Raw genomic sequence first — 24,195 nt, forward strand, 5'->3', positions numbered from 1 at the left:
TAATGCATAAAATTCTTATTGTCTGCTCAGCTTACCCTCCCAACATCAAGGGAGGAGGAGAAAAATCAACCCAGATTCTTGCGCAAGGATTAAGTGCAAAAGGGCACCAGATTCGGGTTGTAACAGTGGCCGACAAGACGGGAGAGTATTTGGATGTAGATGGAAAAACGCAAATAAAGACTTTTCCATCTCCAAATATTTACTGGAATTTTCGTAGTGACTACTCTATTCCTAAAAAATTAGTCTGGCATGTGCTGGATAACTACAACCCCAGCGCCATCAGCCTGGTCGAACGGGAGCTCCTGGAGTTCAATCCAGATATTGTTGTTTCCAGTACGATTGAAAACTTCGGTCCTGCAGTTTGGCAAGCATGCAATCGTAGGAATATTCCCGTTGTTCACATATTGCGCAGTTATTACATTCGCTGCTTCAAAGGAACAATGTTTTCTGATGACAGAAACTGCGTTAACTCATGCGTGAAATGCTCTGCTCTCACCGTAGGCAGAAGGCACGCAGCAAAATATGTAGACGGCGTTGTAGGCATTAGTCATTTTATTTTAAATCAACATAAATCTTTATTTCCCACAGCATTGCACACAGTAATATCCAATGCCGTTCCCGCAACCAAAAAAGCAAACAAAATATCAGAAAAAAAGAGCACATATACTTTTGGGTACATGGGTAGACTGGAGCCAGAAAAAGGAGTTTCAGAAATATTGGAAGTATTCAGCAAACTACCAAGCCACTTTCGCTTAGTTATTGCCGGAAGTGGGAAAAAAGACTACGAAGCTCAATTAATAGAAAAATTTTCTTCAGAGCGTATTAAATTTTTGGGCTGGGTTGAGGCAGACACCGTTTATTCACAAATTGATTTCGCCGTTATTCCATCCATGTGGAATGAACCGTTTGGACGGGTAGTCATAGAAGCCTATGTGCAAGGGGTTCCAGTCATTGCTTCAGCGCGTGGAGGCTTATCTGAACTGGTGCGCGAGGGAGATACAGGATATCTATTTGATCCATCAAACCCTAATGGTCTTCGTGACGCCTGCATACGTGCTGTAGATGCAAGCGCATCATACGAGAACATGATTAAAACCGTCAAAACCGAAGCAGAACGCTATGTGCCCTCGGTCATTGTTGAAGAATATGAAAAATTCTTTCTACAGGTTTTGACACACAAATCAAAGTAACCATTCTATTTTCACTCTAAAAAATAGAGATGAAGCTGCCCCACATATCTATTATTTTTACTAATACGTGAAAAATACTCTCCATTCAAAAAAACATCCGAATATTAAAATAATCAGATGTACGCTCATCGCAATTTATGCACTGAAAATAATTCGTAATGACTAAACCTCAAAGTCATCTCGGATCAGGGGCGAAGTGGTCCATGCTGGACAACCTGGCCCAGCAAGTACTGTCGTTTCTGGTATTCATGGTGCTGGCGCGCTTTGTGGCGCCCCAGGAGTTCGGACTTATTGCGATTGCCCACGTCATTGTTACGTTTGTGAGGCAAACCGTATTCGATGCTATATCCCATCCGGTCGCCAGAGCCGAATCCACATCAGACACGCTGTACTCATGGGCATTTAGTGTTTGTGTCTTGGCCGCTCTTTGCATGTCCATATTAATGCTGGCTGGCGCAGGATTTGTGTCACGCTTTTACGCACACCCAGAGTTGGTGCAAGTACTGTCGTGGATGAGCTTGGTAGTGCTAGCCACTGGAACTGCTTCGGTTTATGAAGCACGATTGGTTCGACGCATGGAGTTCCGTCCATTGGCGATCCGCTCTATCGTTTCGGTCACGATAGGTGGAACTGTCGGTATCGTGCTGGCGTTTCGCGGCGCCGGCGTTATGGCATTGGTCGCGCAACAAGTAGTGACGAGCTGCCTGGCCCTTGCTTTATTGGTCGCACAAGCGCGTTGGATTCCGCAGATTGCTTTGCGTAATTTAGCGTTTAAAGAATTCTTACCAGAGGCTTCTCGTGTCAGCATGACAGGCCTGTTCAACTTCCTAGCGAGCCAGGGTGATACGGTTTTGGTCAGTATTTTTCTCGGTAGCTACGCAACCGGCATTTACAACTTTGCCAAACGTTTGACATCTGCGGTTTATCTAGTGATCGGGAGTTCGCTGCTGAAACTCGCCATACCTGCATTTGCAGAAGCAGGCAAGAATCCCGATGCGTTGCGTGATGCTTATGTACGCATATTGGGAACAACCATTTTTCTAATGGCGCCGCTACTCGCCGGTATGAGCATACTGGCAATACCCACGATTACGCTGCTATTTGGCGCCGTGTGGGTAGAAGCAGCCCCTATCGTTGCACTGCTATCCATTTTGTATATCTTGCTGGCAGCCAACCAGATTAACGATTACCTGATGTTCGCAACCGGGTCACGCACGGTTCCCATGCAAAGAGGCCTAGTGCAAACCTTGCTTGCATTACTGCTTGGCTGGATGTTCTCGGGCCTGGGCCTGGGCCTGGCCTGGACTTCGGTGGGATTCGTACTGGCCGGCGCCATTGTGTGGCCATGGCCCCAGCGACTTGCAAATAGCCGCATGCATTTTAGTTTTTTAAAGTTAATATCTGCATTAAAAAGCCCATTATTGGCAACAACTGCCATGTCATTATTTTTAATGGCGACTTACAAATATATGCCATTAAATATATGGGCGTTAGGCTGCATGGTTTCGGCAGGTGCATTGACATTTTTTATTACGCATTTAATCGTCATCAAAATGTGGCCATCTTCATATGATGCGCTGAAAGAGCTTATTCGCCGTCGCCACCCCTCCACTAGCTAGGGCATATGCAATGCAACACAATACCCATATAGAACTACTTCCTCTCGCCGGTTATCCAATTCGATCCACCACGTCTTCCGTCTTGGCTGCAATGCTGCAAACTAGACTTAATAAGCATAAAAAATCAGTACTGCTCTTTGCCAATACAAATTTTGTATTGAAATGCCAACCCCTACAGCCATGGCTTAAAGGTGAAGAAGTTATTTTGGTGAACGACGGTATTGGCCTGGATATTGCTTGCAAACTGGTGCACGGACAGCGCTTCCGAGACAATCTCAACGGAACCGATTTTTTACCTTATCTATTCAAGAATCTTGCGGCTCCGTACAAGATTTTTCTTCTGGGTGGCAAACCAGGGGTGGCAGAGAAAGCAATCTCCGCGATTGAACAGAACTCCAACAAGCAAGTGGTTGGATGCCTAGATGGCTACTCCAAGCTATCGCCTGCGGAGCAATGTGCACGCATCAACCAGTCGGGGGCGGATATTGTTCTTGTCGCCATGGGCAATCCTTTGCAGGAAGAGTGGATACGCGCAAATATGGCCTCACTGGATGCGCAGCTGTTTGTAGGTGTGGGTGCCCTTTTCGACTTTCTATCCGGTGGGGTGCAACGTGCTCCGCGCTGGGTCCAGCAAATACGGTGTGAATGGCTGTTTCGACTGCTTCAGGAGCCTACACGGCTCATGCGGCGCTACACGATAGACATTGCTCGCTTTCTTTTTGTATGCCTGCGTTATGGCAATAAGCAAAAGCACAGTGTTTAGTGTTCAGTTTTTAGTAACATTTAGCTACTAAAAATATAGCTATCAACGCAAGCCAGATAAGCACCAAAGGCATTTTTTATTATTTTTTGTGTTCTCATTACACAAAATGTCCGCAACTCTGCCCAATGGTCACGGACGGCACCCTACCCATGAAAAGGATCTCTGCATGACCCAAAACAAACCGGCCCTAACCGGATTCCGAGACGATATCAACGGCTTACGCGCATGGGCGGTGGTTGCTGTTGTGCTCTACCATTTTGGTGTACCCGGTTTCAGCGGCGGCTTTGTAGGGGTTGATATATTTTTTGTCATCTCGGGGCTCTTGATGACAGGCATTGTGGTCACGGGCTTGGAACGTGGCACGTTTTCCGTCATCAGCTTTTACATGGCAAGAGCGCGCCGCATTGTGCCGGCACTCGTGGTTTTGTGCGCTGTGCTGCTGCTTCTTGGCTGGTGGATGCTGCCGCCCGCCGACTACAAACTGTTGGGCGTGCACGCGGCCTCCAGTCTGGCTTTTGTATCGAATATGAAATATTGGCTGGAGGCCGGGTATTTTGATGCAACCTCGCATGACAAATGGCTATTGCATACATGGTCCCTGGCCGTTGAATGGCAGTTCTATCTGTTACTGCCGCTAGTATTGCTGGGCGTATGGAAGCTCCGCCCAGGCCGCACCCCTTTGACATGGATACTGGCAATAGGCTTGCTGCTGTCTTACGGCTTATGCATTGCCCTCACACCAACCAAACCCACAGGTACATTCTTTGTGCTGCCAACCCGTGCCTGGGAAATGCTGGCAGGTGGCTTGGTCTACTTAGGGGCGACGCGCCTTGCACTCAGCACGGGTATGCGACGCGCATTGGAAGCAGCCGGATTGGCCTTGGCAGTCGGGGCAATACTTGTCTTTGACACAACAACACCCTGGCCAGGCTGGCAAGCCATGGTTCCGGTACTGGGCTCCGCCCTGGTGCTATTGGCCGGGAGATCCGACTCGGTGTGGACGGGCAACAGCATTGCACAGTGGTTGGGCACACGATCTTATTCAATCTACCTATGGCATTGGCCCATCGTCGTTGCACTGCGTTACCTGGATGTGCAGGCTGCGCCGCTGGCCATTGCAGCCGGACTGCTACTGACGATCACTCTCGGGCACCTGTCCTACCAGTGGGTAGAAACACCGGCCCGCAAACAATTTAACAAACTGTCGCTAGGATTCAGTGCGGCTGCGTTGGCAGGGACAACCGCCGTCGTAGCCACCGCAGGGATGGTAATTCAGTTACAGCAAGGTGTACTAGGACGGTTTCCACATGAGCTAGAGGTAATCAGCCAGGCCACTCTAGATAAAAACCCCAGACGTGATGCCTGCCATCCCAGCAAAGGCATTTCTTCGCCATCCTGCATGTATGGCGAGGGTCCACTGCGCGCGATTGTGCTGGGTGATAGCCACGCGGATGCAGCGGTAAATGGTGTGGCGGCAGCGGTTCCCTCGAACCATGCAGGAGCTGTGATGCAATGGTCGTATAGTGGTTGTCCTATTTTTATAGGTGCTCACCGTATGGGGTTTGATGGAAATAATAAATGTGGAGATTTTGTTACATGGGTATTTCAAAAACTTCCTGAAATACCAAAAAACGTTCCCATCGTGGTCATTAACAGACTTGGGCAATACGCTTTTGGAAAGTTTACACAAGGGCAAGTTAGCACTCCCTGGGTATATTTTTCACGCCCCTATGCGACGGCAGAACCCGCATTTCTTAAGGAATATGCACAGCACATCACTGAGGCAGCTTGTGCACTTGCCAAAGAGCATCCAGTTTATTTGGTCAGACCATTTCCGGAAATGAATGTTGACATTCCAAATACGGCTCGCGCGATGGTATGGGGTCATGAATCAGCAACTTCATTGAGCTTAACCGATTACCGTCAACGCAATGGTTTCATCTGGGCAGCACAGGATGCGGCCCGTGAGCAATGCGGCGTCAAGATTCTCGATCCCTTACCGTACCTGTGCAAAGATGGCGCCTGCCAGGGTCTGAAGAATGGTCGGCCGGTATATTACGACGACAATCATTTAAGTGAATTTGGCAACCGCCTGTTGGTGCCGATGTTTGCAAAAGTATTTGAGCCGCTATAGAAATGATTTGTGGCAGCCATTGCGTTAGTTTTTAGTTTGGGAGAGTTTATTTATGAAAATTACGGTTATTGGAACGGGCTATGTGGGTTTGGTATCAGGCACTTGCCTAGCCGAAGTCGGCAACGATGTGCTGTGCCTGGACGTGGACCCGGCCAAAATCAAGATTTTGGAAGATGGGGGCATTCCCATCTTTGAACCTGGTCTGCAAGAAATGGTGCGCCGCAACGTAGCCGCCGGCCGCTTGCACTTCACGACCGACGTGGAAAAAGCTGCGCACTTTGGTACCGTGCAGTTCATTGCAGTGGGTACGCCGCCCGACGAAGATGGCTCGGCCGACATGAAATACGTCACGGCTGCCGCGCGCAACATTGGCAAGTACATGACGGACTACAAGGTCATCGTGGACAAGAGCACAGTACCTGTGGGCACGGCAGACGCGGTGAAGGCGGCAGTAGCCGAAGAGCTGAAGAAGCGCGGCGTGGACACGCCTTTCAGCGTGGTGTCCAACCCCGAATTCCTGAAGGAAGGCGCGGCCATCGACGACTTCATGAAGCCCGACCGGATTGTGGTGGGCTGCGACGATGAACAGGCGGCGTTGAACATGCGCGCGCTGTACGCGCCCTTCCAACGCAACCACGACCGCCTGATCGTAATGGACGTACGTAGCGCCGAGCTGACCAAGTACGCGGCCAATGCCATGCTGGCCACCCGCATCAGCTTTATGAACGAACTGGCTAACCTGGCCGAAAAGCTGGGTGCCGATATTGAGCAGGTGCGCAAGGGTATTGGCAGCGACCCACGTATTGGCTACGACTTCTTGTACGCGGGCGCGGGCTATGGTGGATCGTGCTTTCCAAAAGACGTGAAGGCGCTGATCAAGACCGCCGCAACAGACGCCGGCATCGACATGAAGGTGCTAAATGCCGTAGAGGCCGCCAACGATGCACAAAAGCACGTGCTGGGCACCAAGGTGAAGACACGCTTTGGCGGCGACCTCGCGGGCAAGCACTTCGCGCTGTGGGGCTTGGCGTTCAAGGCCAATACCGATGACATGCGCGAAGCCACCAGCCGCGAGGTCATCAAAGACCTGCTGGATGCGGGCGCCACCGTTACCGCGTACGACCCGGTGGCGATTGCCGAAGCCAAGCACTGCTTTCCCAACGAGCCCCGCATTACCTATGCCGACAGCCAAAGCGCTGCGCTGGACAACGCCGACGCCTTGGTGATCGTGACCGAATGGAAGGAGTTCCGTAGCCCCGACTTCGACACGCTCAAAGCCAAACTGAAGCACCCCTTGATTTTTGATGGCCGCAACATGTACGACCCCAAGGTGGTGCGCGCCATGGGCATAGAGTATTTGGCAATTGGCCGTTGATCTACGTGAGGGCTTATTAATGCAGCAGTATCGTTTCGAAGACACCACGATTCGCTCAGGCGTGCTTTTCGGCACCAGTGGCGCCCGGGGCTTGGTGGAGGCCATGTCAGACGAGCTTTGCTATGCATACACCACCGCCTTCTTGCAAAGCGTGGCCGCTGGCGCCGAGAAAGTAGTTGTGGGCCACGATCTGCGACCGAGCAGCCCGCGCATTGCAGCAGCCTGTGCCGCAGCGATCCAGGATTCGGGCCGCGAATGGATCTACGCCGGGGCGCTGCCCACCCCTGCCCTGGCCGCTTATGCGGCCCAACTGGGAGCACCTGCCATTGTGGTGACGGGCAGCCACATTCCATTCGACCGCAATGGCATCAAGTTTTACCGCGCCGATGGTGAAATATCGAAGGCCGACGAACAAGCGATGTTGGATGCGGCGGTCAGCCTGCCGGCCGCGGTGACACCACCAGTTCTACCCTTGCCCGATGGCCTAGCCCGTGCGGCATATGTACAGCGTTACCTGGATTTTTTTGAGCCTAGTGCTCTGCAAGGTCTGACGGTAGCGGTGTATGAGCACTCCAGCGTGGGGCGCGATGTTCTGCGCTCGATTCTGGAGGGATTGGGCGCCCAAGTGATCGCTTTGGGCCGGACCGATATTTTTGTGCCCATCGACACGGAAGCGGTGCGCCCTGAAGACGTGGCCCAAGCCCGGCAATGGGCGACCGAATATAACTTCGACGCACTGCTATCCACCGATGGCGACGCGGATCGGCCACTGATTGGGGACGAGAACGGCGAATGGCTGCGCGGTGACGTAGTGGGCATTTTGTGCGCCAAGTATTTGCAAGCCCAGGTGGTGGTGACGCCCGTGAGCAGCAATACCGCGGCAGAAAAAAGCGGCGTATTTACGCATGTGGCGCGCACCCGTATTGGCTCGCCCTACGTGATTGCCGGTATGGACGCGGCGGTCGCGCAAGGCAATGCATTGGTTGTGGGTTACGAAGCCAATGGTGGTTTCTTACTAGGCAGCGACGTGGTGCGGCATGCCCGCCGTCTAAGCGCACTACCGACCCGGGACGCAGTGTTACCCATGCTGGCATTGCTGTGCATGGCACAAGAAAATCGCTGCAAACTGTCCGCGCTGACGCAGGATTTGCCGCCACGCTTCACGGCCAGCGACAGACTGCAAAACTTTGCTACCGAAAAAAGTCGAGCACTGCTTCAGCAGTTGTTGGAGCAACCGGTCCTGCTGGCATCTACCCTGGCACCACAGTCCGGCAACGCCATTCGAACAGACCAGACCGATGGGCTGCGTGTGACGTTCGAATCGGGCGATATCGTGCATTTGCGCCCCTCAGGCAATGCCCCTGAGTTGCGTTGTTATGCCGAGGCAGACACGCCGGAGCATGCCAAGTTGCTGTGTGATGCGTGCTTGATACAAGTACGTAGTGCCGCAGGCTAAATATATGCAAGTGACAACGCTTAGTCGAATATGTAATTAACCAATGTATTCGACCGCACAAGCAAATTGAACCTGTCACAACATAATGGTCTATTCGGAGTTCGTATTAACTATGCAAATGAATCCAAGGAGTAAAAATGGCTAAGGGAATGATTTTGGCAGCAGGCCAAGGGACGCGCGTACGCCCCCTGACCAAGAACATGCCTAAACCAATGGTGCCCATCTTGGGCAAGCCGGTCATGGAGTACCTGATCGAGCATTTGGCCAACTACGGCATCAAAGAGATCATGGTGAATGTGGCATACAACCACTACAAGATTGAGCAGTACTTCGGCGATGGCCACCGCTGGGGTGTGCAGATTGGCTACGCCTACGAAGGCGTACGCGAACATGGTGACGTGATACCCAAGCCTTTTGGTTCGGCCGGTGGCATGCGGCGCATCCAGGATTTCAGCGGCTTTTTTGACGAGCCTACCCTGGTGCTGTGCGGCGATGCACTGATCGACTTGGACATTGGCGCGGCTCTGCACGAACACAAGGCCAAGGGTGCGATAGCCAGCGTGGTGACGCTGGATGTGCCACGCACGGAAGTCTCCAACTACGGCATCGTGGTAGCCAATGCCGAAGGGCAAATCCAGTCGTTCCAGGAGAAGCCCTCGCCCGAAGAAGCGCAGTCCACGCTGGCCAGCACCGGTATCTACATCTTTGAGCCTGAAGTGATCGACATGATCCCGGCGAACAAGATTTACGACATTGGCTCCGAGCTGTTTCCGCAGCTGGTGGCCGAAAAGCTGCCGTTCTATGCACAAAAGCGCTTCTTCAACTGGATCGACATTGGCCGCGTGAGCGACTACTGGGCGGTGCTACAGCGCGTGCTGCGCGGCGAAGTGGCGCAGATGAACATACCGGGTCGCGAAGTCAAGCCAGGCATCTGGGTTGGGCTGAACACCTCGGTGGCCTGGGACCAGTGCAACATCCAGGGGCCGGTGTACATCGGCTCCAGCGTCAAAATCGAGCCGGGTGCGACCATCATCGGCCCCTGCTGGATCGGCCACGGCAGCCACATTCGCTCGGGCGCCAAGGTGACGCGTAGCATCTTGTTTGAGTACACCCGCATTGCGGCCGACATGCATTTCAACGAGATGATCGTGTCACCCAACTACTGCGTGGACCGCGCCGGTGAGACCTTGTACCGCGGCGACGAAACCGCCCAGCTGCGTTGGGGCGACGCACGCGCATAGTTTGGCTCACCCCCGAGGCTGCGCCTCCCCCTTGCAGGGGTCGATACCTGTGGACTGGCGGAGCCAGATCCACGGTATCTCTGGAAGGGGTATCTCTATGCGAGGTATATGCTTTTTAGGCCGCTGGCGCTCATGGTACTTGCGGCAGCAGCTATCTAATATGTAGCAATCTGGCATTCCACTTAGACATAAAAAAAGCCACCTCGCGGTGGCTTTTTTATGGGTGCTGGAACCGATTAGTTCAGCGCGGTCTTCTTGCCGTCTTTGTAGACAGACAGGGTGATCGCTGGGTTCTTCAGTTCGCCATTGGCTTCGAAGCCGATGGTGGTGGTCACGCCCTTGTAGTTGGTCTTGATGATCTCTGGGGTGTAGACCTTGGGATCGGTGGAGTTGGCACGCTTCATAGCGTCAACCAGCACCATGGTAGCGTCGTAGGTGTAAGGGCTGTAGATCTGGAACTGGCCAGGGAACTTGGCGTCGTAACGCTTCTTCCAGGCTTCGCCGCCAGGCATTTTGGCCAAGGATGCGCCGCCTTCGGCACACACCACGTTGTCCAGGGTCTTGGCGCCAGCAGCCAGCTTGGCCACTTCGTTGGTGCACAGGCCGTCACCGCCGAAGTACTTGACGTTGGTCATGCCCAGTTGTTCCATCTGGCGCAGCATCGGGCCAGCTTGGGGGTCCATACCGCCGAAGAAGATAGCGTCAGGTGCTTTGGACTTGATGGAGGTCAAGATAGCCATGAAGTCGGTGGCTTTGTCGGTGGTGAACTGTTCGTCCACCACGGTCATGCCCTTGGCCAAAGCGGTCTTCTTGAACACTTCAGCCACGCCTTGGCCGTAAGCGGTGCGGTCGTCGATGATGGCGACTTTCTTCAGCTTCAGCGCGTCGATGGCGTAGAAGGCCAGCCCTGCACCCAGCGAGTTGTCGTTGGCGATGATGCGGTAGGTGGTCTTGTAGCCGGGCTTGGTCAGGTTGGGGTTGGTTGCCGCGCCGGTGATGTGGGGGATACCGCAGTCGTTGTAGACCTTGGATGCGGGGATGGTGGTGCCGGAGTTCAGGTGGCCCACAACGCCGTTAACCTTTGCATCGCACAGTTTTTGTGCAGCAGCGGTACCTTGCTTTGGATCCGCTGCGTCGTCTTCTGCCACCAGTTCGAACTTGATCTTTTTGCCACCGATAACGATGTTCTGGGTATTCAAGTCCTCAACGGCCATGCGGGCGCCGTTTTCGTTGTCTTTACCGTAGTGGGCTTGGCCACCAGACATGGGGGCGACGTGGCCGATCTTGACGACCTGCACGTCCTGGGCTGCAGCCATGCCAGCAACAGCTGCAATGGCGGCAGCGACAGTCAGTTTCAACTTCATTTGCATAAAAACTCCGATAGTGGACAAACTAGAGAACAAATAACTCTGTGAATCAAATAACTTCACGAGCGGCACGATAGCGCAATTTTTGGGCCTGAAACATAGGGAAGATGCCGAGGCCGGAACTGATGGCCCATTAATTCCGCTAATGCAGGTTTTTTGGTCAGGGCGTCTGGCGTGTCGCCAGTTCGTCGGCCACCGCATCGGACACCGATTGGCGCACCACGAACTCGATTTCCTCCCGCAATCGCGGCACCATGGATTGCGTCTGCTGCAGCACCATAGCGGCTACCGCGTCGCGCAAACGGCGCTCCAGCGACAGGTCCACGCGCTGCATCACGCGGTGGATGATTTGGTCCTCCAGAGCCTCCTGGGCCAGGGCTTGCGGAGGCGTCGCCGAGGTGACAGGCACCACATTGGACTGCACCACTTCGGTGAGTGTGGGTACATAGCGCGGCGGCTGGCGGGGCGGATTCGACATCAGCTGGGCTCCTTCAATTCAAGATCCTTGCGCTGCACCGCATAGCCCCGGCTGGCGTAATGCTTCCAGCGCTGGCGTGCCAGCGCACGGTCGTCTTCGTCCAGCGTCACCACCTCGATCAGCCGCTCGAAACGCTCGAAACCTGCTGGCACCGCATCGCCCAATTGCAGCAGCACCTGCTGGTGCGGCGCTTCCAGCACCGACTCCAGCAGCAGCACGGGCGACGCAGCCAGCACCGTGGCATCGTCGGTGGCCAGGCTGTGAGCGACGAAGTCGGTAGCCGAGAAGGACCACAGAGCGGCGTCCAGCTGCTGCAACATATCGGCCGCCCCAGTGACCACCACGCGTGCCCCCTGGCGGGTGGCTTTGCGCAACAAGCGGCAGGCGTAGCTGATCTTGTCCGGCGCATTGAAATGGAAGGCAACTTCGGTCATGCAGCGCAGTCGGGTTTACTTTGCAGCGGCTTTGCGCGGCGCGGCCGGCTTCCGCTTTGCTACCGTTTTAATAGCTGCCTGCGCAGGTACTACGGGCGCCGCAGCTTGCCCGAGCACATAGTCGAGCAGCAGACCGACGGGCCGGCCGGTAGCGCCCTTGGCCGCCCCACTCTTCCAGGCCGTGCCGGCAATGTCCAGATGCGCCCAGGGCATTTTGGCGGTGAAGCGCTGCAAGAACTTGGCAGCGGTGATGGCACCGCCAGCGCGGCCGGCCACGTTGGCCATGTCGGCAAAATTGGACTTCAGGCCTTCGCCGTACTCGTCGTCCAGCGGCAGGCGCCAGCAGGGGTCGAGAGCCGATTCGCCCGCGGCCTGCAGGGCTGCAGCCAGCGAGTCGTCCGCTGAGAACATGCCGCTGCGCACGCCGCCCAGCGCGACCACGCAGGCACCGGTGAGGGTGGCGATGTCGATGATGGCGCGCGGCTTGAAGCGTTCGGCGTAGGTCAGTGCATCGCACAGCACCAAGCGGCCTTCGGCATCGGTGTTGAGGTTTTCAATCGTCTGGCCGCTCATGCTGGTGACCACGTCGCCGGGCTTCACCGCGCCGCCATCGGGCATGTTTTCGCAGGCCGGAATCAGGCCGACCACATTGATGGCGGGCTTCAGGTCGGCCAGCGCGCGGAACACACCGAGCACGCTGGCGGCACCGCACATGTCGAACTTCATCTCGTCCATCTCGGCCGATGGCTTGATGGAGATGCCGCCGGTATCAAAGGTAATGCCCTTGCCGACCAGCACCGTGGGCGCCACCGTTTTAGCGGCACCGTTGTAGCGCAGCACGATGAAGCGCAGTGGCTCCTTGGAGCCCTGCGCCACCGACATGAACGAGCCCATGCCCAGCTGTGCGACTTCTTTCGGGCCCAGCACCTCGCAGGCCAGCTTGGGGAAGCGCGCGAGTGCTTTGGCGGCCGTGCCCAGCATGGTGGGCGTAGCATGGTTGGCCGGACGGTTCGCCCATTCCTTGGCCAGCTCCACGCCGGCGACCGTAGCAGTACCCAGGGCCAGCTCGGCCTTGGCTGCCGCGGCATCGGGAGCACACAGCCACACCTGGGCCAGCTTGCGGCCTTCGGGCTTGGACTTGGTGGTGGTGTAGACGTAGGTGCATTCGGCTACCGTCTGCACCACGGTGCGCACCGCTTGCTGCGCGGCGGCACCGGCAAAACTGATCAACAATTTCTGTACGGTCGGAGCTTTGACGGTAGCCACTGCGGCGGCTACCGCCTGGCGTACCTGGCGCGCCGAACCGTCGCCGGCACCCACCAACACCAGCCGCGTGGCCACGGCCGCGGTGGAGCGGTACATTTGCAGCAGCTTGCCGGGCTTGGTCTCCAGGTCGCCGCTTTTGCGGGCCTGGGCAATCAACTGAGACAATGCATCTTTGCCCGGCGTAAAAGCCTCGGACACCAACACGATCAAGGCATCACACTTCTCAGTGGCACAGCCCGCCAGGTCCAGAGACTTCAGTTCAAAGTTCATAATTCAAATCTTTAGGTTAGGCCCACTGCTGCGGCCTTGTGTGTGTAAGCAACAATGTTATTCCATTCTTCTATTCGCAAAGAGCTGGCGCGCGGCTTCGGTGCCACGCTGGTAGCTCTAATCACCATCGTGATGACCATGATGCTGATCCGCACCCTGGGCCAGGCCGCCAAAGGCTCGGTCAATCCATCCGAGGTAATGATGGTGCTGGGCTATACCGTCCTCGGCTATCTGCCCACCATTCTGACCCTCAGCCTGTTTGTCGCCACGGTGAGCACTTTGTCGCGCATGTACAGCGACAGCGAGATGGTGATCTGGTTCGCCAGCGGCTATGGGCTGACCGGCCTGCTGCGGCCGCTGCTGCGTTTTGCCTGGCCGATTTTGCTGGCGGTGGCGGCGTTCGCGCTGGTGGTATGGCCCTGGGCCAACCAGCAGATCCAGGGCATGAAAGACCGCTACGAACAGCGTGGCGATCTGGAGCGCATTGCGCCCGGCCAGTTCCAGGAGTCGGCCAACGGCAACCGCGTGTTTTTTATCGACAAGGATTCGCCCGACAAGCGCAGCGGCAACAACGTGTTCATCTCCTCCATCGACCATGGCCGCGAGACCGTCACCTCGGCTCGCAGCGCCAAGATCGACGATGTGGGCAACCAGCGCTTTCTGATCCTGAACAATGGCCAGCGACTGGAATCCACCATCGGCCAGCCCGACCTGAAGATCAGCCAGTTTCAGGAGTACGGCACCCGCGTCAGCTCCAGCGCGCTGGACAACACCGACACCACGCCTTCGCGGGCCCGCTCCAGCCTGGACCTGGTGCGCGACCCCAGCCCCATCAACCAGGGCGAGCTGGCCTGGCGCCTGAGCCTGGCGCTGGCGGCACTCAACTTTGTGGTGATCGCGCTGGCGGTGTCGGGCGGTAACCCGCGCTCGGGGCGCAGCGGCAACATCCTGTTTGCGCTGTTCGCCTTCGTGGTCTATTTCAACCTGCTGAACCTGGGGCAAAGCTGGATCGCCAATGGCACGGTGCCGTTTGGCGGCTTTCTGCTAGGCCTGCACGGCGGGGTGTTCCTGCTGGCCATGGGCTGGCTGTTGGCGCGCCACCACAATTGGTCCTGGCGCAACCTGCTGCCCAAGCCCACCGCACAGGACACCCAAGCATGAGAACCATACGCCGACTGCTTTACAAAGAAATTCTGGCCGCTGTGGCCTTCGTCACGCTGGGCTTTTTGGCACTGTTTTTCTTCTTCGACTTTGTGGACGAACTGCGCTGGGTCGGCAAGACCGGCGAAAACGGCTACCAGCTGACGCATGCGCTGATGGTGGTCGGGCTGATGGTGCCCAGCCATCTGTACGAGCTGCTGCCGATCACCGTGCTGATCGGCACTATCTTCGTGATGGCCCGGCTGGCGCAGAGCTCGGAGTTCACAATTCTGCGCACCAGCGGCCTTGGCCCTTGGCGGGCGTTGAACACCTTGCTCACGCTGGGCGTAGTGTTTGTGGTGGCCACCTTCAGCATCGGCGATTACCTGGCGCCGCTGACCGACCGCACCGCACAGCTGATCAAGGCCCGCTACCAGGGCAACATCACCATCGGGCAAACCGGTGCCTGGCTGAAGGAAAAGCAAAACAATCGCTCGTTTGCCGCCAACGTCAGCGCTCTCACGTCCGATGGCCGCATGCAGGGCATACGGATTTTTGAGTTCGACAGCAACGGTCTGCTGGTGTCGCTGATGCACGCCGAGAAGGCCGAATTTGCCAGCGGCGGCGCCTGGGCCATGACCACGGTGGAGCGCAGCGACTTCCACACCCAGGCTGCCGACAGCGCCAGCGTCGAACGGTCCAAGCTGCCCAGCTTCCGCTGGCCGACCGAGATCACCGCCGAGATGGTGTCCACCGCCCTGCTCAAACCCGACCGCATGGGCACGCTGGACCTGTTCCAGTACATACGCCACCTGAACACCAACGGCCAGTCGGCCCAGCGCTACGAAATCGAGTTTTGGCGCAAAGTGTTCTACCCCTTGAGCTGCCTGGTGATGGTGGTGCTGGCCTTGCCGTTCGCCTACCTGCACTTCCGCGCCGGCGCCATTACCACCTATGTGTTTGGCGGCGTCATGGCCGGCATCAGCTTCTTCCTGCTGAACAACGTGTTTGGCTATATTGGCAACCTGCAAAACTGGCAGCCCTGGCTGACGGCGGCGGCGCCGGGGATGATCTATTCCATGCTCTCACTGGCGGCCTTTGGCTGGCTGGTATTACGACGGTAACTCACCCTGATGCAACAACGCGGAATCATCTTATTTGCGCACGGCTCGCGCGACCCGCTGTGGCGCCTGCCGATGGAAGCGGTGGCAGCCCAGGTGGCGGCCACCGATCCACAGGTGCAGGTGCTGTGCGCCTACCTGGAACTGACCCAGCCCGACCTACCCAGCGCGGCCCAGCAACTGGTGGCGCAAGGCGTGCAACAGCTGACCGTCGTGCCGCTGTTCCTGGGCGTGGGCAAGCATGTGCGCGAGGATTTACCGCAGCTGATGGACGGGCTGCGCCAAGCCCACCCGGGCGTTGACATCGTCCTGCAACCGTCCGTGGGCGAAAACCCGGAACTCGTGGCCTTGCTGGCCCGCATCGCATTGGCCGAGGTTTAATAGACATTTAAGGCATAATGAATTTCACAATACGCTGAAATTCGATATGAACCTACACCAGTTCCGCTTTGTCCAGGAAGCCGCCCGGCGCAACCTGAACCTTACCGAAGCCGCCAAGGCCTTGCACACCTCGCAGCCCGGAGTGTCCAAAGCCATCATCGAGCTGGAAGAAGAACTGGGCGTAGAGATTTTCGCCCGCCACGGCAAGCGCCTGAAGCGCATCACCGAGCCCGGCCAGCACGTGCTGCGCAGCATTGAAGTCATCATGCGGGAGGTCGGCAACCTCAAGCGCATCGGCGAACAGTTCAGTGCGCAAGACAGCGGCACCTTGTCGATCGCCACCACCCACACCCAGGCGCGCTATGTGCTGCCAGTGCCGGTGGCCAAGCTGCGCGAGGCCTACCCCAAAGTCAACGTCAGCCTGCACCAGGGCGCGCCCGATCAGGTCGCCCGCATGCTGATCGACGAAGTGGCCGAGATCGGCATTGCCACCGAATCGCTGTCCAACTACACCGAACTGGTCACCCTACCCTGCTACGAATGGCAGCACGTGATCGTCTTCCCGGCCAACCATCCGCTAGCAAAAAAAGAGCGCCTCACGCTGGAGGATATTGCGCAAGAGCCAATAATTACCTACCACCCGTCGTTCACCGGGCGGACCAAGATCGACCAGGCTTTTGCCTCCCGCAAGCTGGTTCCCCGCATCGCGCTGGAAGCCATCGACTCGGACGTGATCAAGACCTATGTGCGTCTCGGCCTGGGCATCGGCATCGTGGCCGAAATGGCGGTGCGCGACGACGTGAACTCCGACCTGGTGGTGCGCCCCGGCGGCATTTTGTTCGGCGTCAACGTTGCCCGCGTGGCCTTCAAGCGCAGCGCCTATCTGCGCAATTTCGTCTTCAAATTTGCCGAGCTGCTGAGCGACCGTCTGGACCGCAACCTGGTCGCCCAAGCCATGACTGGCCACGTCAACGATTACGAGCTTTAACAGACAGTGAGCTTTGAAATGACCCCTCGTACCCCCCACATCGAGACCAAACTCCCCGCCGTTGGCACCACCATCTTCACCGTGATGTCGGCCCTGGCCACCGAACACAACGCGGTCAACCTGGGCCAGGGCTTTCCAGATTTCAACTGCGACCCAGCACTGGTGCAGGCCGTCACCGACGCCATGCAGCAGGGGCTGAACCAGTACCCGCCCATGCCCGGCATTCCGGCGTTGCGCGAAGCAGTTGCTACAAAAATAAAAGCACTCCACGCACGTGAATACAGCGCCAACAGCGAAATAACCATTACGGCCGGCGCCACGCAAGGCATCATCACCGCCATCCTGGCCGTGGTGCGGCCGGGTGACGAAGTCATCGTGCTGGAGCCCTGCTACGACAGCTATGTGCCCAACATCGAGCTGGCCGGCGGCACCGTGGTGCGCGTACCGCTGACGCCGCATACCTTCCGCCCCGACTTCGACAAGATCGCAGCGGCCATCACGCCCAAGACCCGCGCCATCCTCATCAACTCGCCGCACAACCCCAGCGCCACCATCTGGTCGCGCGAGGACATGCTGCAGCTGCAAGAGCTGCTCGCGCCCACCGAGGTGCTGCTGATCAGCGACGAGGTGTACGAACACATGGTGTTCGATGGCCGTCAGCATGAAAGCGCAGCCCGCTACCCCGGCCTCGCGGCACGCGCCTTCATCGTCAGCAGCTTCGGCAAAACCTTCCATGTAACCGGCTGGAAGGTCGGCACCGTGGTCGCGCCCGCGCCGCTGATGGCCGAGTTCCGCAAGGTACACCAGTTCAATGTGTTCACCGTCAACACGCCGGTGCAGCACGGCCTGGCCAAGTACCTGGCCGACCCCAAGCCCTACCTGGAGCTGCCGGCGTTCTACCAGCGCAAACGCGATCTGTTTAGAGAAGGTTTGCAGCAGACCAAATTCAAGCTGCTGCCTAGCGAAGGCAGCTACTTCCAGTGCGTGGATATTTCGGAAGTCAGCGACCTCAGCGAGTCCGACTTCTGCCAGTGGCTGACCAAGGAAATCGGCGTGGCCGCCATTCCGCTGTCGGCCTTCTACGGCAACGGTTTTGACCAGCGCGTGGTGCGCTTCTGCTTCGCCAAGAAGGATGAAACGCTGCAGGCAGCGCTGGCCCGTCTGGCCAAGCTTTAACTATCAAAAGCATAGCTGCCAGCGCAGGTAGTACCTGCGCCAGCGGCCTATTTGGCTTCTAAGTAGTCGTACACCACCTCACCCATGCCCAGGGTCAGGTCGGCGATGAAGTGCGAGGCTGAAATCACCTCCAGCACCGGCAGTTTGGCCACGTCCACCGTCACATGCTGGAACAACTCCAGCGCGGCCGGGCCGGTCCAGGCGCCTTTGACCTGCACGTCCTCCAGCCGGTAACGCACCAGCTCCAAAATGCGCGGCGTGCCGTCCACGTGGGGGATGATCTTCAGCAGGTAGCTGGGCTCGACCAGGGCCTTGTGCACCGCGGCGCTGTCGGCCACCTTGTGCTTGTAACCCATGGTGCCGACCGCGCAGCGCAGGCTGCCGCAGTCCAGCGTGCCGACGATCACCTCGCCCTCGTGGCTGATCTTGGGACAGGCCAGCTTCTTGGGGAAACCCCATAGCTCGCGGCCGCCAGCGATAGGTGCGTCGTCGTCCAGGTACATGGAATGCACATAGCCGCCGGGCTGGCCCTCGTAGGTCACCGGAATCACCTGGCCGGACTCGGTGTAGTCACCAAAGCCGGTGGAGTCCGGCATGCGGATGAACTCGTACTTGACGATGTTGTCGGCTAGCTGCAGCGGCTCCGGCACCACGGCGCGCAAGGCATCCGGGTCGGTGCGGTAGCTGATGACGATGTATTCGCGGTTGTAGAAGCGGTATGGCGGGCGTGGAAAGGATGGGTTGGTCAACGGCATGGCGAATGCCGTTGCACGCACTTTGGCGATATCCATGGCGGCCCCGGGTTTACTGTGCCGTCCAGCCGCCGTCGTTGGCCCAGGCTACGCCGCGCACATTGTCGGCCGCCGGCGAGCAGAAGAACACGGCCAGGCCGCCCAGTTGCTCGGGCGTAGTGAACTGCAGCGAGGGCTCTTTCTCTTGCAGCAGCTCTTTGGTGGCCTGGGCCACGGGGATACCTTCCTTGGCCGAGCGGTCGTCGATCTGCTTTTGCACCAGTGGGGTCAGTACCCAGCCGGGGCAGATGGCGTTCACGGTAATGCCGGTAGTCGCGGTTTCTAGCGCCACTACCTTGGTCATGCCCACGATGCCGTGCTTGGCGGCCACATAGGCGACCTTTTGGGCCGAGCCGACCAGGCCGTGGGCCGAGGCGATGCTGATCACGCGGCCCCAGTTCTTGGCGCGCATGCCCGGGATCACCAAGCGCGTAGCGTGGAAGGCAGCACTGAGGTTGATGGCGATGATTGAGTCCCACTTTTCAATGGGGAATTCTTCGATCGGTGCCACGTACTGGATGCCGGCGTTGTTGACCAGAATGTCCACGCCGCCGAACTCGGCATTCGCGTAGTCGATCATGGTGGCGATCTCGGCGGGCTTGCTCATGTCGGCGCCGCTATACCCTACCTTGACACCCAGCGCCTCGACCTCGGCCTTGGGGCCGGCATGGTCGCCAAAGCCATTCAGGATGATGTTGGCGCCCTGCTTGGCGAGTTCCAGCGCAATGCCCAAACCAATACCGCTGGTAGAGCCGGTGACGAGTGCAGTTTTTCCGTTCAGCATAAGAAAAGTCCTGTAGTTGAGAGAAAGTAAGGTGAAGAAACTATAGTCTTTTGCCATGCGCCGGGCTGTAGGCGCCCGCCGCCTTTGCAATACTTCGCATGCGGCGTGCCAGGTCTTAAAAACGGCTCAAGGACCTACCCCAGTTGCCGCCAGCCCACCACGCCCGCCCGGCTGGAATAACGCACCTGGGCGTCCAGTGCCTCCACCTGGACGCGGGCTGCACGGCCGCGGTAGACCTGGTCCGCCAGCCAGTCGCATTCGGCCTGCAGCGCGGCCTCGTCGGCCAACCGGGTGTGCCACACCTTGTTAGCGGCGTCCCAGCGGTAGCCGCGGTCCTTCAGCAAGTCCTTGGCATCGAACGGGGCGCCAGTCGCCTGCAGCCGGTAGCGCGTGCCCCGGGCGGCTTCCAGCAAAGCGGCCAGGCCGGTCATGCCAGACTCAGGGAGCGGCGCCTGCAGCACGGCCAGCAGGGCGTGGCAGTCCATCTCGGCACGGTGGGCGTCGTAGAACCAGCCCAGTTCCAAGGCCAGGGCCGACAGCTTGGCCGACTCACGGCCTTGCTGCTTCCAGTCGATATCGGCAAACGAGCAGGCCCAGGCCTTGGTGGCAAATGCGGGCAGGCGGGCTTCGACAAACGGCCGGTCAAAGCCGGCGTTGTGCGCCACCACCAGATCCACGCCATCCAGCAGCTCGGCGATGCGCGCCAGGTCCAGCTGCTGGCCTTGCACCATGCTGTCGTCGATGCCGGTGATCTTGCGGGCGATGTCGGGGATGGGCTGGCCCGGGTCTTCCAGTCCGTCGTAGACCAGCACCTCGCCGCAGGCCAGGCCGGTGGTAGTGTCCACGTCGACGCGCAGCAAAGCCAGCTCGATGATCTTGTCGCGGCTGTGCTCCAGGCCGGTGGTTTCGGTGTCCAGCACCAGCAGGCGCACCACGCCCTGTGCCGGTACCGGGCCGAACTGCAGCTGCGGCACCAGGCGGCGCAGCACGCGGTAGTCGGGGTGGGCTTCGAGCTGCTGGGCCAGGGCCTCGAATGCGGGCACTGGTGCAACTACGGGCGCGGGTGCTGGCTCTGGCAACCGCTCGGCCACGGGCGGCACCGGCGGCGGGCTCACTTTGGCGGCGGTCTTGCGCGGCGCTTTGGCCGGTGGTGCGGGCGGTTCCGGCAGGTCGTCAAATCCCAATCCCAGTTGCTGCATCATGCGCGCGCCACTCCAGCCGTGCGCGGCTTCAAATCTGTATTCATGCCATCTCCCAATGAAGCGTCGATTGTCGGTGCAGATCGGTGCGACCTTGGCAATGCCTCAATCAATCACTTTTGGCGATGTTATTTCATCATTAAATATCGCTTTTCATCCGATGTAAGCCCTACCAGAATGGCGCCAGTTCGGCCCGGCTGCCGGGTCACAGCCCATCACTACATCGGAGACAACATGAAAAAATCTACCTGCATTACCTGGCTAGGCTTGGCCGCAAGCGCCCTGCTGGCCAGCAGCTCTGCCCTCGCCCAAGGCTACCCCGACAAACCGGTTCGCTTCGTCGTGCCCTGGCCGGCCGGCGGCGCTACCGACCAGGTAGCGCGGATTCTGGCCGTGCCGCTGTCGCAGTCGCTGGGCGTGCCGGTGGTGGTGGAAAACAAGGCCGGCGCCGGCGGCAATATCGGCACGCTGGCGGTGGCGCGCGAGAAGCCCGATGGCTACACCCTGCTGCTGGCCACCAGCTCCACCAATGCGGCCGGCCCCTACCTCTATGCCAAGCAAGGCTTCGACCCCGCGAAGGACTTCACCGCCGTGGTCCATCTGTGCGCGATTCCCAACATCATGGTGGTGCCCGCCAAGTCGCCGTGGAACAACCTGAAGGACGTGGTGGATGCCGCCCGCGCCGCCCCCGGCAAACTGACCTACGGCTCGGCCGGCATTGGCGGCTCGCAGCATCTGGCCGGCGCACAATTCAAGACCACGGCCGGTATCGACATCCAGCACATTGCCTACAAGGGCAGCGGCCCGGCAGCCCAGGATCTGATGGCCGGCCATATCGACATGATGCTGGACACCGGATCGCTGGGCAGCATCCGCGGCGGCCTACTCAAGCCGCTGGCGGTGGCGGCGTCCAAGCGCCTGGCGGTGCTGCCCAACGTGCCCACGTTCACCGAAGCCGGCATCCCCATGAATGCCTCGGCCTGGTACGGGGTGATGCTGCCGGCCAACGCGCCCGCCGAGGTGGTGGCGCGGCTGAACAAGGAGATCAACGCGATACTGCAAAAACCCGAGATCCGCCACAAGTTGCAGGAGATGGGCGCCGAAGTCGCCGGCGGCAGCGCCGACGAGTTCAACCGCTTTGCGCTGGCCGAGATCAAGCGCTACGAAGGCATCGTGCGCAGCTCCGGCGCGCCCAAGGAATAAACCTGCTCTGGCCTAGCTGCGGCCCGCCAACACGATGGCTTCGCGCGACAGGCCGTCGATGCGGCCGGTGATGCCGGTCAGCACATTCGCCACCACTGCAAACTCGCGGCCGAACTGGCCGGCGCGGGCGGCGATCACCAGTGCGTTGAAGCTCACCACCTTGGCTTCGCGGGCCACGCTCTGGATGTCGCTGACGATGCCGGTCAGCTCGCGCATCATGCTGTCGGACTTGGTCTTGCTGATTTCGTCGAACACCGTGGTGGCCTTGTTCAGGGCTTCCAGCACCTGGTCGGTGTGTTCGACCAATTCGGCGACGGCTGCGGCCTGGCGGTTGTCGCGCTGGGCGATGTAATCCAGTGCGGTGCGCACCATCTTGGTGAACAGCTGGATGGTGGCGCCAACGCCCTGCTCGCCCAGGTACACCGTATCCACCTTGCGGGCGCTGGGTGCGTCCATGGTCTTGGATACCTGCAACAAGGTCTGCTGGCTCTCAGAAAACAGGGCCAGCGAGCGCTGGGCGGCCTGCAGCTTGTCTTTGTCGCCTTGCGAGGCAAGCACAGTTTGCAGAATCATGCGCTGCGACAGCATGCGCTGGCGGGCCGCGAGATTGACGGTGGAAATGCCTGCAGCGGCGGACGGCGTGCTTGCCACAGACCGGGAACTGGAGTGGGTGCTTGAGTGCATAGGGCCTTCCTTGATTTCGCTAAAGGGAAATTCCCCTCACGTCAATGCAGCAAACCCTGTGCCATGCCGACCCACCCGGCCGCGGTTTCAGAACTCTTCGGTATCTACCTCGGATTGCGACTGGGCGTTGTAGCGCGCAGCGGTGATGGCACGCGGCTGCATCAGCGCATCCAGCCGGGCCAGTATCTCGGCCGGCAGCGCTACGTCGACGGCTTCCAGGTCTTCATCCAGATGGCTGCGGCTGGTAGTGCCGGGGATGGGAATCACGTGCTCGCCCTGGTGCAGCAGCCAGGCCAAGGCCAGCTGGGCCATACTGCAGCCGGCATCGCGGGCGATGGCGCCCAGGCCGTCCAGCAGGCGCAGGTTGGCTGCATAGTTGTCGGGGCTGAAGCGCGGCATGCCGCGGCGCACGTCTTTGGCGTCCAGCGTGGTCACATCGCGCAGCGTGCCGGTCAGGTAGCCGCGCGCTACCGGGCTGAAGGCGACAAAGGCCGTGCCCAGTTCCTTGCAGGCCTGCAGCACGGCGATTTCAGGATTGCGCGTCCACAGCGAGTATTCGGTTTGCAGCGCGGTGATGGGGTGCACCGCATGGGCTTTGCGCAGCGTACTGGCCGACACCTCAGACAGGCCAATGGTCTGGATCTTGCCCTGGCGCACCAGGTCGGACAGAGCGCCCACGCTGTCCTCGATGGGCACCGACTTGTCCCAGCGGTGGAGGTAGTACAGGTCGATCACGTCGGTGCGCAGGCGCTGCAAAGCCTCGTCGCAGGTGCGCTTGAGGGTGGCCGGGCGGCCGTCGATCACGCGCTTGCCGTCCACGCCGGTCATGCCGCATTTGCTGGCCAGGGTGAACTTGCGGCGGTGCTTGGACAGCACCTTGCCGACCAGCTCTTCGTTGGCGCCAAAGCCGTACAGCGCGGCGGTGTCGAACAGGGTCACGCCGCGGTCCAGCGCCTGCAACAGCACGGACTCGCCCTGCTCTGCCGTCACCGGTGCGCCATAAGCGTGGCTGAGGTTCATGCAGCCCAGGCCGATGGCCGAAACGCTGAACGGGCCGAGTTGTCGATTTTTCATAATAAAAAGTCCTTCTGGCGCTTATTCTATGAGCGCAAGCAGCTATCTATTTAATAGTAAA

22 protein-coding genes are annotated in these 24,195 nt (G+C 58.6%); 13 read left to right on the forward strand and 9 right to left on the reverse strand.

The annotated features are described in order from the left end of the window. Positions 1–2: 2 nt before the first annotated feature. From BLT66_RS21070 to BLT66_RS21100, 7 genes are all read left to right on the forward strand, one after another. Complete coding sequence (locus BLT66_RS21070) at positions 3–1,190, forward strand: glycosyltransferase family 4 protein (RefSeq protein WP_092760874.1); 1,188 nt, start codon at positions 3–5, stop codon at positions 1,188–1,190. A 158-nt stretch (positions 1,191–1,348) separates the two neighbouring features. After that, positions 1,349–2,809 (forward strand): lipopolysaccharide biosynthesis protein, encoded by a 1,461-nt coding sequence (locus tag BLT66_RS21075; protein ID WP_092760876.1) that lies wholly within the window; start codon positions 1,349–1,351, stop codon positions 2,807–2,809. Positions 2,810–2,819: 10 nt separating this feature from the next. Next, the gene (locus tag BLT66_RS21080; protein WP_092760878.1) at positions 2,820–3,572 is read left to right on the forward strand and encodes a WecB/TagA/CpsF family glycosyltransferase; all 753 of its coding nucleotides are present in this window, start codon (positions 2,820–2,822) and stop codon (positions 3,570–3,572) included. Positions 3,573–3,738: 166 nt separating this feature from the next. Then, positions 3,739–5,706, forward strand: coding sequence for an acyltransferase family protein (locus BLT66_RS21085; protein WP_092760880.1), 1,968 nt, complete (start codon positions 3,739–3,741; stop codon positions 5,704–5,706). A 52-nt stretch (positions 5,707–5,758) separates the two neighbouring features. Beyond that, complete coding sequence (locus tag BLT66_RS21090) at positions 5,759–7,081, forward strand: UDP-glucose dehydrogenase family protein (protein WP_092760882.1); 1,323 nt, start codon at positions 5,759–5,761, stop codon at positions 7,079–7,081. A gap of 19 nt (positions 7,082–7,100) precedes the next feature. Then, on the forward strand, positions 7,101–8,537 hold the full coding sequence (locus tag BLT66_RS21095) for a phosphomannomutase (protein WP_092760884.1): 1,437 nt from the start codon (positions 7,101–7,103) through the stop codon (positions 8,535–8,537). 149 nt (positions 8,538–8,686) lie between these two features. Next, positions 8,687–9,778 (forward strand): sugar phosphate nucleotidyltransferase, encoded by a 1,092-nt coding sequence (locus tag BLT66_RS21100; protein WP_218922648.1) that lies wholly within the window; start codon positions 8,687–8,689, stop codon positions 9,776–9,778. A gap of 236 nt (positions 9,779–10,014) precedes the next feature. On the opposite strand, the gene BLT66_RS21105 is transcribed toward BLT66_RS21100, so the two are convergent. The 4 genes from BLT66_RS21105 to BLT66_RS21120 form a co-directional block, all read right to left on the reverse strand. Beyond that, positions 10,015–11,148 (reverse strand): branched-chain amino acid ABC transporter substrate-binding protein, encoded by a 1,134-nt coding sequence (locus BLT66_RS21105; RefSeq protein WP_092760888.1) that lies wholly within the window; start codon positions 11,146–11,148, stop codon positions 10,015–10,017. 157 nt (positions 11,149–11,305) lie between these two features. After that, positions 11,306–11,623: a hypothetical protein gene (locus tag BLT66_RS21110; protein WP_092760890.1), complete on the reverse strand. Its 318-nt coding sequence runs from the start codon at positions 11,621–11,623 to the stop codon at positions 11,306–11,308. Continuing rightward, positions 11,623–12,057, reverse strand: a complete 435-nt coding sequence (locus BLT66_RS21115) for a DNA polymerase III subunit chi (protein WP_092760891.1) — start codon at positions 12,055–12,057, stop codon at positions 11,623–11,625. The genes BLT66_RS21110 and BLT66_RS21115 overlap by 1 nt, the downstream gene beginning before the upstream one ends. A 15-nt stretch (positions 12,058–12,072) precedes the next feature. Then, positions 12,073–13,593 (reverse strand): leucyl aminopeptidase, encoded by a 1,521-nt coding sequence (locus BLT66_RS21120; RefSeq protein ID WP_092760892.1) that lies wholly within the window; start codon positions 13,591–13,593, stop codon positions 12,073–12,075. Between the two features lie 54 nt (positions 13,594–13,647). Here BLT66_RS21120 and lptF point away from each other — a divergent pair, with 54 nt between their 5' ends. Genes lptF through BLT66_RS21145 form a run of 5 tightly spaced genes read left to right on the forward strand, consistent with a single transcriptional unit; the run spans position 13,648 to position 18,399 of the window. Further along, positions 13,648–14,754, forward strand: a complete 1,107-nt coding sequence (gene lptF / locus BLT66_RS21125; protein ID WP_092760894.1) for an LPS export ABC transporter permease LptF — start codon at positions 13,648–13,650, stop codon at positions 14,752–14,754. Next, on the forward strand, positions 14,751–15,857 hold the full coding sequence (gene lptG / locus BLT66_RS21130; RefSeq protein WP_092760896.1) for an LPS export ABC transporter permease LptG: 1,107 nt from the start codon (positions 14,751–14,753) through the stop codon (positions 15,855–15,857). The genes lptF and lptG overlap by 4 nt, the downstream gene beginning before the upstream one ends. A gap of 9 nt (positions 15,858–15,866) precedes the next feature. Beyond that, positions 15,867–16,235, forward strand: coding sequence for a sirohydrochlorin chelatase (locus tag BLT66_RS21135; RefSeq protein WP_092760898.1), 369 nt, complete (start codon positions 15,867–15,869; stop codon positions 16,233–16,235). 46 nt (positions 16,236–16,281) lie between these two features. Then, positions 16,282–17,223, forward strand: coding sequence for a CysB family HTH-type transcriptional regulator (locus BLT66_RS21140; RefSeq protein WP_092760900.1), 942 nt, complete (start codon positions 16,282–16,284; stop codon positions 17,221–17,223). An 18-nt stretch (positions 17,224–17,241) separates the two neighbouring features. Further along, a complete protein-coding gene (locus BLT66_RS21145; RefSeq protein ID WP_092760902.1) occupies positions 17,242–18,399 on the forward strand; it encodes a pyridoxal phosphate-dependent aminotransferase in 1,158 nt (385 codons plus the stop codon). A 47-nt stretch (positions 18,400–18,446) separates the two neighbouring features. Here BLT66_RS21145 and BLT66_RS21150 read toward each other — a convergent pair whose 3' ends face one another. From BLT66_RS21150 to BLT66_RS21160, 3 genes are all read right to left on the reverse strand, one after another. Continuing rightward, positions 18,447–19,190 carry an acetoacetate decarboxylase gene (locus BLT66_RS21150; RefSeq protein ID WP_092760904.1) on the reverse strand — a complete coding sequence of 248 codons (744 nt, stop codon included), beginning with the start codon at positions 19,188–19,190 and terminating at the stop codon, positions 18,447–18,449. A gap of 13 nt (positions 19,191–19,203) precedes the next feature. Then, positions 19,204–19,974, reverse strand: coding sequence for a 3-hydroxybutyrate dehydrogenase (locus BLT66_RS21155; protein ID WP_092760906.1), 771 nt, complete (start codon positions 19,972–19,974; stop codon positions 19,204–19,206). Positions 19,975–20,108: 134 nt separating this feature from the next. After that, positions 20,109–21,176 carry a 3'-5' exonuclease gene (locus BLT66_RS21160; protein ID WP_255407030.1) on the reverse strand — a complete coding sequence of 356 codons (1,068 nt, stop codon included), beginning with the start codon at positions 21,174–21,176 and terminating at the stop codon, positions 20,109–20,111. A gap of 231 nt (positions 21,177–21,407) precedes the next feature. Between BLT66_RS21160 and BLT66_RS21165 the strand changes: the two genes are divergently transcribed. Continuing rightward, positions 21,408–22,376: a Bug family tripartite tricarboxylate transporter substrate binding protein gene (locus BLT66_RS21165; protein ID WP_092760908.1), complete on the forward strand. Its 969-nt coding sequence runs from the start codon at positions 21,408–21,410 to the stop codon at positions 22,374–22,376. Between the two features lie 12 nt (positions 22,377–22,388). On the opposite strand, the gene BLT66_RS21170 is transcribed toward BLT66_RS21165, so the two are convergent. Both BLT66_RS21170 and BLT66_RS21175 read right to left on the reverse strand, forming a co-directional pair. Continuing rightward, positions 22,389–23,060 (reverse strand): methyl-accepting chemotaxis protein, encoded by a 672-nt coding sequence (locus tag BLT66_RS21170; RefSeq protein ID WP_092760910.1) that lies wholly within the window; start codon positions 23,058–23,060, stop codon positions 22,389–22,391. Positions 23,061–23,147: 87 nt separating this feature from the next. Beyond that, on the reverse strand, positions 23,148–24,134 hold the full coding sequence (locus BLT66_RS21175) for an aldo/keto reductase (protein ID WP_092760912.1): 987 nt from the start codon (positions 24,132–24,134) through the stop codon (positions 23,148–23,150). Positions 24,135–24,195 lie beyond the last annotated feature (61 nt).

The organism is Rhodoferax sp. OV413, from assembly GCF_900104385.1.
In the GTDB taxonomy this organism is placed as follows: domain Bacteria; phylum Pseudomonadota; class Gammaproteobacteria; order Burkholderiales; family Burkholderiaceae_C; genus Rhodoferax_B.